Annotated in this window: 15 protein-coding genes; 3 read left to right on the forward strand and 12 right to left on the reverse strand. The window is 68.0% G+C overall.

Annotation, left to right across the window (positions count from 1 at the left end):
- Positions 1-168: NAD(P)-binding domain-containing protein (locus F3J15_RS20895; protein ID WP_166893777.1), on the reverse strand; the 168-nt coding region annotated here is incomplete at its 3' end.
- A 517-nt stretch (positions 169-685) separates the two neighbouring features.
- On the opposite strand from F3J15_RS20895, the gene F3J15_RS20900 reads away from it, so the two are divergent.
- Positions 686-988 (forward strand): hypothetical protein, encoded by a 303-nt coding sequence (locus F3J15_RS20900; RefSeq protein ID WP_039371021.1) that lies wholly within the window; start codon positions 686-688, stop codon positions 986-988.
- A gap of 124 nt (positions 989-1,112) precedes the next feature.
- On the opposite strand, the gene F3J15_RS20905 is transcribed toward F3J15_RS20900, so the two are convergent.
- A complete protein-coding gene (locus tag F3J15_RS20905; RefSeq protein ID WP_089445105.1) occupies positions 1,113-1,781 on the reverse strand; it encodes a LysE family transporter in 669 nt (222 codons plus the stop codon).
- A gap of 58 nt (positions 1,782-1,839) precedes the next feature.
- Positions 1,840-3,396: a UbiD family decarboxylase gene (locus F3J15_RS20910; RefSeq protein WP_166893779.1), complete on the reverse strand. Its 1,557-nt coding sequence runs from the start codon at positions 3,394-3,396 to the stop codon at positions 1,840-1,842.
- On the opposite strand from F3J15_RS20910, the gene F3J15_RS20915 reads away from it, so the two are divergent.
- Together F3J15_RS20915 and F3J15_RS20920 are read left to right on the forward strand one after the other, a co-directional pair.
- Positions 3,368-3,562, forward strand: a complete 195-nt coding sequence (locus F3J15_RS20915; RefSeq protein ID WP_124616238.1) for a hypothetical protein — start codon at positions 3,368-3,370, stop codon at positions 3,560-3,562. The two genes, F3J15_RS20910 and F3J15_RS20915, sit on opposite strands and share 29 nt — an antisense overlap.
- 430 nt (positions 3,563-3,992) lie before the next feature.
- Positions 3,993-5,105 (forward strand): lytic transglycosylase domain-containing protein, encoded by a 1,113-nt coding sequence (locus F3J15_RS20920; protein WP_089445107.1) that lies wholly within the window; start codon positions 3,993-3,995, stop codon positions 5,103-5,105.
- A gap of 101 nt (positions 5,106-5,206) precedes the next feature.
- Here the strand turns inward: F3J15_RS20920 and F3J15_RS20925 are convergent, their stop codons facing one another.
- The 9 genes from F3J15_RS20925 to F3J15_RS20965 all read right to left on the reverse strand — a co-directional run bounded on the left by F3J15_RS20925 (position 5,207) and on the right by F3J15_RS20965 (position 13,379).
- Positions 5,207-6,403 (reverse strand): pyridoxal phosphate-dependent aminotransferase, encoded by a 1,197-nt coding sequence (locus F3J15_RS20925; protein ID WP_166893781.1) that lies wholly within the window; start codon positions 6,401-6,403, stop codon positions 5,207-5,209.
- 72 nt (positions 6,404-6,475) lie between these two features.
- Complete coding sequence (nusB, locus tag F3J15_RS20930) at positions 6,476-6,913, reverse strand: transcription antitermination factor NusB (RefSeq protein ID WP_021157083.1); 438 nt, start codon at positions 6,911-6,913, stop codon at positions 6,476-6,478.
- Positions 6,910-7,428, reverse strand: coding sequence for a 6,7-dimethyl-8-ribityllumazine synthase (ribH, locus tag F3J15_RS20935; RefSeq protein ID WP_011351235.1), 519 nt, complete (start codon positions 7,426-7,428; stop codon positions 6,910-6,912). The genes nusB and ribH overlap by 4 nt, the downstream gene beginning before the upstream one ends.
- Positions 7,429-7,481: 53 nt before the next feature.
- Positions 7,482-8,624, reverse strand: a complete 1,143-nt coding sequence (gene ribBA, locus F3J15_RS20940) for a bifunctional 3,4-dihydroxy-2-butanone-4-phosphate synthase/GTP cyclohydrolase II (RefSeq protein ID WP_089445109.1) — start codon at positions 8,622-8,624, stop codon at positions 7,482-7,484.
- 186 nt (positions 8,625-8,810) lie between these two features.
- Positions 8,811-9,329 carry a DUF1993 domain-containing protein gene (locus F3J15_RS20945; protein ID WP_166893783.1) on the reverse strand — a complete coding sequence of 173 codons (519 nt, stop codon included), beginning with the start codon at positions 9,327-9,329 and terminating at the stop codon, positions 8,811-8,813.
- Between the two features lie 344 nt (positions 9,330-9,673).
- Entirely contained in the window at positions 9,674-10,303 is a 630-nt protein-coding gene (locus F3J15_RS20950) for a riboflavin synthase (RefSeq protein ID WP_166893785.1), read from the reverse strand.
- Between the two features lie 14 nt (positions 10,304-10,317).
- Complete coding sequence (gene ribD, locus F3J15_RS20955; RefSeq protein WP_089445111.1) at positions 10,318-11,439, reverse strand: bifunctional diaminohydroxyphosphoribosylaminopyrimidine deaminase/5-amino-6-(5-phosphoribosylamino)uracil reductase RibD; 1,122 nt, start codon at positions 11,437-11,439, stop codon at positions 10,318-10,320.
- Positions 11,440-11,454: 15 nt separating this feature from the next.
- Positions 11,455-12,738, reverse strand: coding sequence for a glutamate-1-semialdehyde 2,1-aminomutase (gene hemL / locus F3J15_RS20960; RefSeq protein WP_072436124.1), 1,284 nt, complete (start codon positions 12,736-12,738; stop codon positions 11,455-11,457).
- 176 nt (positions 12,739-12,914) lie between these two features.
- Positions 12,915-13,379, reverse strand: a complete 465-nt coding sequence (locus F3J15_RS20965; protein WP_166893787.1) for a hypothetical protein — start codon at positions 13,377-13,379, stop codon at positions 12,915-12,917.
- Positions 13,380-13,435 lie beyond the last annotated feature (56 nt).

Here is a 13,435-nt window from a genome sequence, read left to right on the forward strand (position 1 = left end):
GACCGCGTGGCAGCCGTCGATGCGCGCGGCGAGCGCCGCGGCCGACGCGGGCGTACGGCTCGCGATCGCGACGACCGGAAAGCCTGCCTGCGCGAAGCGCTGCGCGACGCAGCGCGCGAGACGGCCGGCGCCGATGAAGCCGAGGCGGGGTGTGTCGGGGAGGGACATGGCAGCGGGTGTAAGCGAAAACGAAGCAACCGCCAGTATCGCAGGAATGACCGCGGGGCCGCGAAAGGGCGGTTTCCGCGCGAGCACGTGACTTGGCTTGTCGGTAGGCGGCGCGATATCGATGCGTGTATCACCGTCCGGCACCCCGGTCGATTCATGATTGAGGAATCCGACCCCGAAACATGTCACCCCCTATCCGGCTTGAAATGTCGGCATCTTGTCTCAAATTTGTAATCGTTCATTACGGTTGCGTGCCCGCTGCGCGCGCCGTATCCGGTAAGACTGACCGGCCATGATGTTGCGACCCGACCCGTCGGACGGAATCGCGCGACCCGCAAGGGTTTCCGCCGGTGCTCCGAGCCACGCCGCACGGCGGCTCCGGCCACCTGCAATTGCAATTTGCAACAAATGCACGGTACGCGAGGGGCGGGTTTTCGCTACATTGCTTCCATGCGACGTGCATGCCCGCCGTTGCCGACAGGGGCGCATAAAATACCGCTCCAGCAGGAGAATCGAAGTGAAAAAGCTCATTCCGTTCATCGCCGCCGCCGCGCTGGGTCTGGGTGCCGCAAGCGCTGCACAGGCTCACGTGTCGATCGGGGTCGGCATCGGTATCCCGGTCGCGCCCGCGTATCCCGTCTATGCACCGCCGCCGCCCGTGTATTACGCGCCGCCGCCTCCGCCCGTCTATTACGCACCGGCGCCGGCCTACTACGCACCGCCGCCCGCCGTGGTCGTCGGCGGCTACTATGGCCGACCGTACTGGCACCATGGCTACTATGGTGGCGGCTGGGGCCATCACGGCTACTGGCGTCGCTGATTCGTGCCGCGCGGCGTAGCCGCGCGTGGCAAAACGGCGCAACGTCCCGCGAGGGGCGCTGCGCCGTTTTTTCTTTGGAGCCGCCGCCCGACCTCGGTGAGCGACCCGGGCAGGCCGGCTGCGATTACACCGCGTGCACGATCAGGTCGCGGTAGCCGCCGACGATCACGCTGTACGAGAAATACGCAAACAGCAGCGCCGACGCGATGTGACACGCGCGCATCAGCCCGGCGCCCGCGCGCTTGCGCCCCTGGCTCGCGAGCGTGCACATGAAGAGCGTCCACGCGAGGCCGCCGAGGAAAAAGCCCGACAGGAACACCGACGCGGTGGCCGGCGTGGTCGCGCCGGCCTTCGCGATCAGCGCGCCGCCGACCGCCGCGAACCACAGGATCGCGCTCGGCGACGACATCGCGAGCAGCATCCCGCGCAGGAAACTGCGCCGTGCGCTGGCGCGCGGCTGCGGCGTGTCCTCGGCATCGTCGCCGGCTGCCTTGGCCGGCGTGAGCGCTTCGCGCGCCATCTTCCACGTGAGGAACAGCAGCACGGCGCCGCCGCCGATCCACACGATCCAGCGCACCGGCTCGAACTGCAGCAGCACGGCCATCCCCGCAAGCGCGAGCGCCGCATAGACGAGATCGCCGACGCACGAGCCGATGCCGAGCCAGAAGCCCGGCCGGAAGCCGTGCGACAGCGTCAGCGACAGCATCGCGACATTGACGAGGCCGATGTCGAGACACAACGACAGCGACAGAAAGAAGCCGTCGGACAGCATGGAGGCGGGCGGAAAGGTCATCTTCGGTGTTCTGGTCGCGATGGCAGTCCACGGGCCGGCAGGCGCCGGCCGCATGGCGTCAGAGGCCGATCTCCTGCCAGAGCCGGTCGACGCGCGCCTTCACGGCCGCATCCATCTCGATCGGGCGACCCCATTCGCGGTTGGTCTCGCCGGGCCACTTGTTGGTCGCGTCGAGGCCCATCTTCGAACCGAGGCCGGCCACCGGCGACGCGAAATCGAGATAGTCGATCGGCGTGCTGTCGACCATCACGGTGTCGCGCACGGGGTCGACGCGCGTCGTGATCGCCCAGATCACTTCCTTCCAGTCGCGGATGTTCACGTCTTCGTCGACGACCACGATGAACTTCGTATACATGAACTGCCGCAGGAAGCTCCACACGCCGAACATCACGCGCTTCGCGTGGCCCGCGTAGCTCTTCTTCATCTGCACGATGGCCATCCGGTAGCTGCACCCTTCGGGCGGCAGGTAGAAGTCGGTGATCTCGGTGAACTGCTTCTGCAGCAGCGGTACGAACACCTCGTTGAGCGCGACGCCGAGCACGGCCGGCTCGTCAGGCGGCTTGCCCGTGTAGGTCGAGTGGTAGATCGCGTCGCGGCGCATCGTGATGCGCTCGACGGTGAACACCGGGAACCACTCCTGCTCGTTGTAATAGCCGGTGTGGTCGCCGTACGGGCCTTCGAGCGCGTGCTCGTACTTGGCCGATGCAATGCCGGCGGGGCGCGGCGGTGCGCCGGCCGGAGCGGGGGCGGGCGAGCCTTCCTGCGGATAAATGAAGCCTTCGAGCACGATCTCCGCGCGCGCGGGCACCTGCAGCGTGTCGACGCCGGGCGTCAGGCACTTCGCCAGCTCGGTGCGGCTGCCGCGCAGCAGGCCGGCGAACTGGTACTCGGACAGCGAATCGGGCACCGGCGTCACCGCGCCGAGCGTCGTGGCCGGATCGGCACCGAGCACGACCGCGACCGGGTACGGCTTGCCGGGGTTCCGCAGCGCGAATTCACGGAAGTCGAGCGCGCCGCCGCGATGCGCAAGCCAGCGCATGATCAGCTTATTGCGGCCGATCAGCTGCTGACGGTAGATCCCGAGGTTCTGCCGCGACTTGTTCGGCCCGCGCGTGACCGTCAGGCCCCACGTGACGAGCGGCCCCGCGTCGCCGGGCCAGCAGGTCTGGATCGGCAGCCGGTTCAGGTCGACGTCGTCGCCTTCCCAGACGATCTCCTGGCACGGCGGCGACGACACCGATTTCGGCGCCATGTCCCACACGGCCTTCGCGAGCGACAGCAGCTTGCCGGCGTCCTTCAGGCTCTTCGGCGGATCGGGTTCCTTCAACGCGGACAGCAGGCGCCCGAGATCGCGCAGCGAATCGAGCGCGGCGTCGTCGCCCGCATCGACGCCCATCCCGAGCGCGACGCGGCGCGGCGTGCCGAACAGGTTGCCGAGCACCGGGAAGTCGTAGCCGGTCGGCGCGTTGAACAGCAGCGCAGGGCCGCCGGCGCGCAGCACGCGGTCGCACAGCTCGGTCATTTCGAGCACGGGCGACACGGGCTGCGTGACGCGCCGCAGTTCGCCGAGCGCCTCGAGGCGCTGGATGAAATCGCGTAAGTCTTTGTATTTCATGAAGATGGTCCGGGCCACCCGCCAGGCGGGCAGCGATGGGTGGGCGCAGCGGCCGGCTGCGACCCCGAATCGACCGACGATTTTACCCGCGCTGCCGCATGCCCGCCCGGCGGAGAAAAAAGTCGACCGCGCGCAAACCCCCTACGGCACGGGGCTTGCGATCTGAAGAGTGCCGGCAAATTACTTTTTGTTATAATTTCAAGGTTTTATAGTGTTGACGATCTATAAAACCCTGCTAGAATCCGCTCACATTGGCTGCAGGGTAAAAGGCTTCGAGCCGCCAATCACCGATCTTTGACGCAGCGCGTCACCGTCCGCCGAATCCTGCACGGCGTATCCGACGGCCTTAGTCGTAGTCTCAGCCAGCGCCACCAGACGCTGGTTTTTTGCGTGGGTGCCACCGCGTATGCCCGCCTCGCCCAATATGCGAAGGTGCCGGCCCTCTTACACCGTGGCCTCGAACGGTACTTATACCGTTTCCCCGATGCTTGCACGCCCCAACCAAAGCGTGCGGCGTCGTGATTCCGCGGCGCGTTACCTGTCTCGCCATCGAGCTGAGCGAGCCGCACGAGTCATGTTCATGGGAGATGATCTGAATGAACGCTTGGTTATCGTGGCGTCCTAGTGAGCAGCATGCGCAATTCGTGCGCAGCATGCTGCGTCGCGGGACGCGTGTCAGTCACCATCTATTCAGCGTTGTCGGCTGTCTCGCTGTCGCAGTTGCGCTTGCACTGTGGCTGCTGCCAACCGTCCGCGGCACGCTCGCCGCGAAGCTGATGCCGGTCGTATCCGCGGCCGTGCAAGCGGGCCCGGCCCGTCTGCTGACCGGCCATCCGCTGCCGAACTTCGCGCCCGCCGGCGTGCAGCCGCAGCAGGAAGACAACAGCCCCGAAACGGACGCGCTTGCGGTCGGCCTCGACGTCGCACCGGAAGCCGCCGCCGCGCAGGGCGATGCGTCCGATCCGGCCCGCAACGGCCCGTCGCCCGTCGCGCTGGCGAAGCTGATCCCGACCCAGCGTGTGGCGGCCGATGCGCGTGACGACCGTGCGCTCGCATCGAATCGCGAACAGGCGCTCGTCGCGACCTACCTGTCGCGCCGTTACCGCGTTGCCCAGGAGCCGCTCGGCCAGCTCGTCAAGGCTGCGTTCCAGACCGGCCGTGACGTCGGCCTCGATCCGCTGCTGCTGCTGTCCGTGATGGCGATCGAATCGGGCTTCAACCCGTACGCCGAAAGCGGCGTCGGTGCGAAGGGCCTGATGCAGGTCATGTCGAAGGTCCATTCCGACAAGTTCGAGTATTTCGGCGGCACCGATACCGCACTGCAGCCGCTCGCGAACCTCCAGGTCGGCGCGCTCGTGCTGAAGGACTGCATCGCACGTGGCGGCTCGCTCGCAAACGGCCTGCGCCTGTACAACGGCTCGACGAACCCCGACGACAACGGCTACGGTTCGAAGGTGATGGCCGAGCGCAGTCGCCTGCGTGACGTCGCGCGTGGTCGTAGCGTACCGGTCAATGCGCCGCAGGCGCCGGCGAAGCCGATCGTCACGGCCGCCGCCGTGACGGCATCGGCAGGCGGTGCGAAGCGCGTGCATGCGACGCTCGAGACGTCGGCGAAGTCGACGGCATCGAAGGAAGCCGCGCCGCAGGACGACGCGAGCGTCGATACCGCGAAACAGTCGCACGGCGATCGTTCGGAGCTCGGTGCGTAACTGACGCACGGCTTCAGTCGGCAGGACATGAAAAAGGCACCCGATCCGGGTGCCTTTTTCGCTTTTGCGGTGTGCGCAATGGCCGCCGCACCGGCCGCGTGTCAGTGCTGCCCGAACAGCGTCGCGAGCCGGTCGACCGCTTCCTCGAGCCGCGAGTAGGCGGTCGCATAGGACAGACGGATATAGTCACGCGGCGCATGGACACCGAAGTCCATGCCGGGCACCAGCACGACGCCTGCGTCGTGCAGCATCGCCGTCGTGAGCGCGGCGCTGTCGCCGGCTGCCGGGTGGGCGACGCCGCCGCAGTGCGCATACACATAGAACGCGCCGTCCGGCATCACGGGCACCGTGAAGCCGAGCCGTTCGAGCGCCGGTGCGATGAAGTCGCGGCGGCGCTTGAATTCGAGCCGGCGCGCTTCGTAGATGTCGAGCGCAGCCGGCTCGAAGCACGCGAGCGCCGCGTGCTGCGCGAGCGCGGACGGGCAGATGAACAGGTTCTGCGCCAGCTTCTCGAACGTGCCGACCAGCGCGGGCGGCACGACCAGCCAGCCGAGCCGCCAGCCCGTCATGCTGAAATACTTGGAGAAGCTGTTCACGGTGACGACGTCGTCGCCGAACGACAGCGCCGACACGGGGGCTGCGTCGTAGCTGAGCCCCTGGTAGATCTCGTCGACGATCGTGAAGCCGCCGCGTGCGCGCACGGCTTCGACGATCCGCTTCAGTTCGTCGGGTTCGAGCGACGTGCCGGTCGGGTTCGACGGCGACGCGAGCAGCACGCCGCGCGTGCGATCGCCCCAGCGCGTACGGACGTCATCCTCGGTGAGCTGGAAGCGCGCATCCGGGCCGCTCGGTACGAGCACCGCGCGGCCTTCGGCCGCTGCGACGAAGTGCCGGTTGCACGGATACGACGGGTCGGGCATCAGCACCTCGTCGTCACGCCCGACGAGCGCGAGGCATGCGAGCAGCAGCGCGGCCGACGCGCCTGCCGTCACGACGATCCGTTCCGGACTGATCGTGATGCCGTACGCGTGTGCGTAGTGCGCGGCGATCGCCTCGCGCAGCGGTGCGATGCCGAGCGCGCTCGTATATTGGGTGACGCCGCGGCGCAGCGCGGCCGCGGCCGCTTCGACGACCGGCTCCGGCGCAGTGAAATCCGGCTCGCCGATGCCCATGTGGATAACATCGCGCCCCGAGGACTCGAGACGCTGTGCCTCCTTCATCAGTTCCATCACGTAGAAGGGCTGGATCGCGTCGACGCGTGCGGCGAGTCTGACGAGCGAATCGGTGGCGGTATTCATTGGGCGGGCAGGGCGAGGGAGGCGGAGCAAAGAAAAAACGGGCGCATGCGCGCCCGTTCCGGACCAACGGATTCAGCCGTTGCGGCGCGCCTGCGTTTCGGCGGGGCGCAGCTTCGCGGCGAGCTTGTCGAGCACGCCGTTGACGTACTTGTAGCCGTCGGAGCCGCCGAACGTCTTCGCGAGTTCGACAGCTTCGTTGATGATCACGCGGTACGGCGTTTCGACGTGGTGCGTGAGCTCGAACGTGGCGATCAGCAGCACGGCGCGTTCGACCGGCGACAGCTGGTCGATCGGGCGGTCGAGCGACGGCGTCAGCGCTTCGACGAGCGTCGCGTGCTCGCGGATCACGCCGTGCAGGATCGCGTCGAGCAGCTCCTTGTCGGCCTTGTCGTAACCGAGCGCGCCGCGCAGTTGCGCGTCGATCTCACCGGAGGACGCGTTCGACAGCAGCCACTGGTACAGCCCCTGCGTCGCCAGCTCGCGCGATTGTCGGCGGGCGCTCTTCTTCATGCGCGCTCCTCTTCGTCGTCTTCGTCTTCCTCTTCGTCCTCGTCGTCATCGCCGAGCTGGTCGAGGGCCATCGTCAGGTTGGCCATCTCGACGGCGACGCGTGCGGCGTCACGACCCTTTTCGGTCATACGCGCGACGGCCTGCTCGTCGTTTTCGGTCGTCAGGACCGCGTTCGCGATCGGCAGGTTGAAGTCGAGGCCGATGCGGGTGATGCCCGCGCCGCTCTCGTTCGACACGAGTTCGAAGTGGTAGGTCTCGCCGCGGATCACCGCGCCGAGTGCGATCAGCGCGTCGAACTGGCCGCTTTCCGCGAGCTTCTGCAGCGCGAGCGGGATTTCCAGCGCGCCGGGCACCGACACGAGCAGCACGTCTTCGCCGGTGACGCCGAGGCGTTCCAGTTCCTCGACGCACGCGTCGGCGAGGCCGTTGCACACGGGCTCGTTGAAGCGCGATTGCACGATGCCGATACGCAGGCCGTCGCCTTCGAGATTCGGTTGGTATTGTCCGATTTCCATGATCTTGTCCGTGGTGTGGATGAACGGTTATAGGGCGAAAGCGCCGTGGCGGGTTACGCGTGGGGCGCCGGGCAGGACTTGGCTTCGGCGCCGGGCATCGGAATGAAGCCCGTGACTTCCAGGCCGTAGCCGGACATGCTGCCCAGCTTGCGCGGATTCGACAGCACCTGCATCTTGCCGACGCCGACATCGCGCAGGATCTGCGCACCGATGCCGAACGTCTTGAAATCAACCGGCCGGCGCTTGAGCGCAGCGGCCTTTTCTTCCTCGTCGAACGCCTTGAAGACGTCGATCAGGTGTTCCTTCGTGTCGCCGCAGTTGAGCAGCACGATCACGCCGAGGTCGCGCTCCGCGATCTCGCGCATCGCCGCGTCGAGCGTCCACGAGTGCGTCGACACGCCCGTCTCGAGCAGGTCGAGCACCGACAGCGGCTCGTGCACGCGCACCGGCGTATCGACGTCCGGCGACGGCGTGCCGCGCACCAGCGCGATGTGCGGCGAGCCGCTCGGCTGGTCGCGGTACAGCACCGCGCGGAACGTGCCGTGCGCGGTCTGCATCGTACGCTCGGCGATCCGCTCGATGATCGATTCGGTGCGGCTGCGGTACTGGATCAGGTCGGCGATCGTGCCGATCTTCAGGTTGTGTTCCTGCGCGAACTCGATCAGGTCGGGCAGGCGCGCCATCGTGCCGTCGTCCTTGATGATCTCGCAGATCACCGCGGCCGGCGTGAGGCCCGCCAGCGCGGTGAAGTCGCAACCGGCCTCGGTATGGCCCGCGCGCACGAGCACGCCGCCCGGCTGCGCCATGATCGGGAACACGTGGCCCGGCTGCACGATGTGCTCGGGGCGCACGTCGTGCGCGACCGCCGTGGCGATCGTGTGCGCACGGTCGGCGGCCGAGATGCCGGTCGTCACGCCTTCGGCCGCTTCGATGCTGACCGTGAAGGCGGTGCCGTACTGCGTGCCGTTGCGGTAGGTCATCAGCGGCAGGTGCAGCTGCTTGCAGCGTTCCTGCGTCAACGTCAGACAAACCAGGCCGCGGCCGTACTTGGCCATGAAGTTGATCGCTTCCGGCGTGACGAATTCGGCGGCGATCACGAGGTCGCCCTCGTTTTCGCGGTCTTCTTCGTCGACCAGGATCACCATCCGGCCGGCTTTCAGCTCGGCGATGATGTCGAGCGTGGAGGCGAGCGTCATAAGGGGGCGTGAAAGAGGAAAGTGCGTATTTTACGCCAGCCGGACGACGTTTCGGCTGGCATGGGCCGCGCGCGGCCGGCGAGTGCTCCGGAAAGCACTGCGGCCGGCCTGTGCGGCAGGCCTGGCGGGCCGCCGCGCATTGGCTGCACGCGCATGCGGACGGTGGCGGGCCTGCCCGGCCGCGCTTCAGGCGTGCTGGTCGCGCCCGCCCAGGTAGTCGAGCTTGCCGAGCTCGACGCCGCTGTGGCGCAGGATGTCGTACGCGGTCGTCACGTGGAAGAAGAAATTGGGCAGCACGAAGTTCAGCAGGTACGACTGGCCGGTGAACTCGATCGGGCCGACGCGCATCTTCAGCACGATCTGGCGCGCCTCGCTGCCGTCGATCTGCGCGGCGTCGAAGCTTTTCAGGTAGTCGATCGTCTTCTGGATGCGGGCGTGCAGTTCGTCGAAGGTCTGCTCGACGTCCGGGTAGCTCGGGATCTCGGCATCGGCGAGGCGCGCGGCGCAGCCCTTGGCCGTGTCGGTCGCGATGTAGACCTGGCGGACGAGCGGCAGCATGTCCGGGTACAGGCGGGCGCCGATGAACACCGACGGATCGATCTGCTTCTCGGCCGCATGCGCCTGCGCCTTGCCGAGGATGTGCTGAAGATTGGTCAGGCCACGGATCAGGACAGGCACCGAGGCCTGATACATCGAAATGGACATGGGGACGACTCCTTGAGGAAGAGGGTGACCAATACGCGGCCGCCCGTGCGTTGCGGCGCCGGAACCGCTGTCGACGCATCTTAGCGCGGCGGCATGACCCGTGCGCGTCGTTGGCCATTCGGCCAGCTGTCGGGGCGGGCCGGCGAGCGTCGAGCGCAGGCGTCGTTGCTTCGGCCGGCGCCGCGCGGCGAGGAGAGAAATGGGGTGGGAGCAATCCGCGTCTCCCGACGCGCCGGGCGAAATGCGTCGCGCGGCGGGTTCGAGCGGCGGCCGACCGAACGAGGTGGCGCGATGGCGGCGCCCCGACCACGACGGGCCGAACCGCCCGTCGGTGGACCTGACGATCAGTCCTGATGTATGCCTTGCGACGACGAGAGCATCCGCTCCACGTATCGCGCGATCATGTCGACTTCGAGATTGACCTTGTCACCGGCCTTCACATGCCGCAGCGTCGTGACCTCGACCGTATGCGGAATCAGGTTGATCGAGAACTCGCAACCGTCCGCGTGATCGTCGACCGTGTTGACGGTCAGGCTCACGCCGTTGACCGTGATCGATCCCTTGTACGCGAGATAGCGGCCGAGTTCGCGCGGCGCGACGATGCGCAGTTCGTGCGACTCGCCGACCGGCGCGAAGCGCGACACCGTGCCGAGGCCGTCCACATGACCCGACACGATGTGCCCGCCGAGGCGGTCGTGCGCGCGCAATGCCTTCTCGAGGTTCACGTCGCCGGGTGACGCGAGGCCGACCGTGCGGTTCAGGCTTTCGCGCGACACGTCGACGTCGAACGACGCATCGGTCTTTTCGATCACCGTCATGCACGCGCCCTGGATCGCGATGCTGTCGCCCAGCGCCACATCCGTGAGGTCGAGCCCGCCGGCCAGCACGGTGAGGCGCACGCCCGCGTCGGCCGACGCGCCGAGCGGCCGGATCGATTCGATACGGCCGACGGCCGCGACAATGCCGGTAAACATCGTGACGATCCCGTTCAGTGAGGGGTGTCGGGCGGCGCGAAGCGCGCGAGGATCCGCAGATCGTCGCCGACCCGCTCGAACCCGTGGAACGACAGCCGCGTACGTGCGTCGAGGTTCGCCGGCGCGGCGAGGTCGAACATGCCGGCCGCATCGGCGCCCAGCAGGCTCGGCGCGAGGTAGACGAGCAATTCGTCGACGCACTGCTCGCGCAGCAGCGAGCCGTTCAGCTTGTGGCCGGCCTCGACGTGCAGCTCGTTGACGCCGCGCGCGCCGAGCGCCGCCAGCATCGCGGGCAGGTCGACCTTGCCTTGCGCATTCGCGATCGGCACGATTTCCGCGCCACGGGACTTCAGCACGTTCGCGCGCACTTCGCCGGCGGCGTCGAGCCGGCCGCAGAAGATCAGCAGCGGCGCGCCTTCGAGCAGCCGCGCGTCGAGCGGCAGGTCGAGGCGGCTGTCCACCAGGATGCGTTGCGGCTGGCGCGGCGTGTCGATGCCGCGCACGGTCAGCTGCGGGTTGTCTTCACGCACGGTGCCGATGCCGGTGAGGATCGCGCAGGCGCGCGCACGCCATGCATGCCCGTCGAGGCGCGCGGCCTCGCCGGTGATCCACTGGCTTTCGCCGGACGGCAGCGCGGTGCGGCCGTCGAGCGACGCGGCGGTCTTCATCCGCACCCACGGGCGGCCGCGCGTCATTCGCGACACGAAGCCGATGTTCAGTTCGCCGGCTTCGTGCGCGAGCAGCCCGCAGCGCACGTCGATGCCCGCGTCGCGCAGCATGCCGAGGCCGCGCCCCGACACCTGCGGGTTTGGGTCTTCCATCGCGGCGACGACCTTCGCGACGCGCGCTTCAATCAGCGCGTTCGCGCACGGCGGCGTGCGGCCAAAGTGGCTGCACGGCTCGAGCGTCACGTAGACGGTCGAACCGGCGACGTCGTAGCCGCGCGCACGCGCGTCCTTCAGCGCCTGCACTTCGGCGTGATCCTGGCCGGCCGGCTGCGTGAAGCCTTCGCCGATCACGTCGCCGTTCTTGACGATCACGCAGCCGACACGCGGGTTCGGTGCCGTCGTATACATGCCGCGCGCGGCGAGCGCGAGCGCGCGCTGCATGTGGGCGAAATCGATATCCGAGAACATGCGCGCGGACCCGGGTCAGGCAGCGAGTGCCGCGAATGCGCGGCGCGCGGCCGCGAGCGTCGCGTCGATCACCGCGTCGTCGTGCGTGCTCGACACGAACCCGGCCTCGTACGCGGACGGCGCGAAGTACACGCCTTCGTCGAGCATCAGGTGGAAGAAGCGGTTGAAGCGCTCGGTGTCGCTCTTCGTCACTTCGGCGAAGCTGGTCGGCACGCGTTCGGCGAAGTAGAGGCCGAACATCGCGCCGATCGAGTCGGCCGCGAACGGCACGCCGGCCGCACGCGCTTCGGCCGCGAGGCCGTCGGCGAGCCGCTTCGTCTGCGCGGTCAGCGCGTCGTAGAAGCCGGGCGCCTGGATCAGCTGCAGCGTCTTCAGGCCCGCGGCGACCGCGATCGGGTTGCCCGACAGCGTGCCGGCCTGGTAGACGCCGCCGAGCGGCGCGAGGTGGGCCATGATGTCGCGGCGGCCGCCGAACGCGGCAGCCGGCATCCCGCCGCCGATCACCTTGCCGAGGCAGGTGAGGTCGGCCGTGATTCCGTAGTAAGCCTGCGCGCCGCCGAGCGCGACGCGGAACCCGCACATCACTTCGTCGAAGATCAGCACCGCGCCGTGCTTCGTGCACAGTGCGCGCAGCGCGTTCAGGAATTCGGGCGTGCCGCGCACGAGGTTCATGTTGCCCGCGACCGGTTCGACGATCACGGCGGCGATCTCGTCGCCGAACGCGCCGAACGCTTCTTCGAGCGCGGCGACGTTGTTGTATTCGAGGACGGTCGTGTGCTTCGCGATGTCGGCGGGCACGCCGGCCGACGTCGGGTTGCCGAACGTCAGCAGGCCCGAGCCGGCCTTCACGAGCAGGCTGTCCGCGTGGCCGTGGTAGCAGCCCTCGAACTTGACGATGCGGCTGCGGCCCGTGAAACCGCGCGCGAGACGCAGCGCGCTCATCGTGGCCTCGGTGCCGCTCGACACCATCCGCACCTGCTCGATCGACGGCACGAGCTTGCAGATTTCCTCGGCGATCTCGATCTCGGCTTCGGTCGGCGCGCCGAACGAGAAGCCGTCGGCGAGCACGTTCTGCACGGCCGACAGCACGTCCGGATGGACGTGGCCGACGATCATCGGGCCCCACGAGCCGATGTAGTCGATGTACTGCTTGCCGTCGGCATCCCAGAAATACGGGCCCTGCGCGCGTGCGACGAAGCGCGGCGTGCCGCCGACCGAACGGAATGCGCGCACCGGCGAGTTGACGCCGCCGGGAATGGTCTTCTGGGCGCGTTCGAAGAGGATCTGATTGTTGGACATGAGCGAAACCTGCGAGAGAAGGGCGCGGGGGCCTGTGCACGGGCCGCGGCGCCTGGGCGGAACGATCGTCCGATTGTACCGGAGACGCGCGCGGCGAGCCCGCGGCGCGGTCTGCGGCGTATCGGCGCGCGAGGGATCGCGCGGGCCGGGAAGCAAGAGGAGGTGATTCCGCCCCGTTATCGGTTCGGCAACGGGGGCGGCTTGCGCTTGCCGGTCAGCTCGGCCCAGCGCTTCTCGAGCGGGCCTTCGACCATCGGCTTGATCACCGTGCCGGAGCTCTGCGCATCCCAGGTCTGCACCGAGTACGGATGGACGCGCAGCGCGTCGCGCGCGATCACGACGTCCTGGTGCGCGTCGACCAGCCAGTCGTACACGAAGTCGATGCACAGCCGGTAGCCGCGCTTCGTCGACGGATCGGGCACCTCGTACGGCGCGCGCGTCACGTAGCCGGAGCCGAACACGCCCTTGGGCTCTTTCGCGACGCGATGCAGGAACACGCGGTCGCCCGGCAGGATGCCGCGCGCGAAGCCGCAGCCCCACACGTCATGCACGGCCTCGCCGGCCTTCACGCGCGCGGCGACGTCGGGCAGTTCGGGCCACGGCCATTTCTTGGGGCTCCAGATCAACAGGAAAGCGGTCATCGGTTCGGTCGGGCGTCGAATTGGTCAGACAAGAGAGGTGAGGCGCTGCAAGCTTA

Origin of the sequence: Burkholderia sp. Ap-955 (assembly GCF_011753045.1) — a bacterium.
GTDB classification, from domain to species: domain Bacteria; phylum Pseudomonadota; class Gammaproteobacteria; order Burkholderiales; family Burkholderiaceae; genus Burkholderia; species Burkholderia lata_D.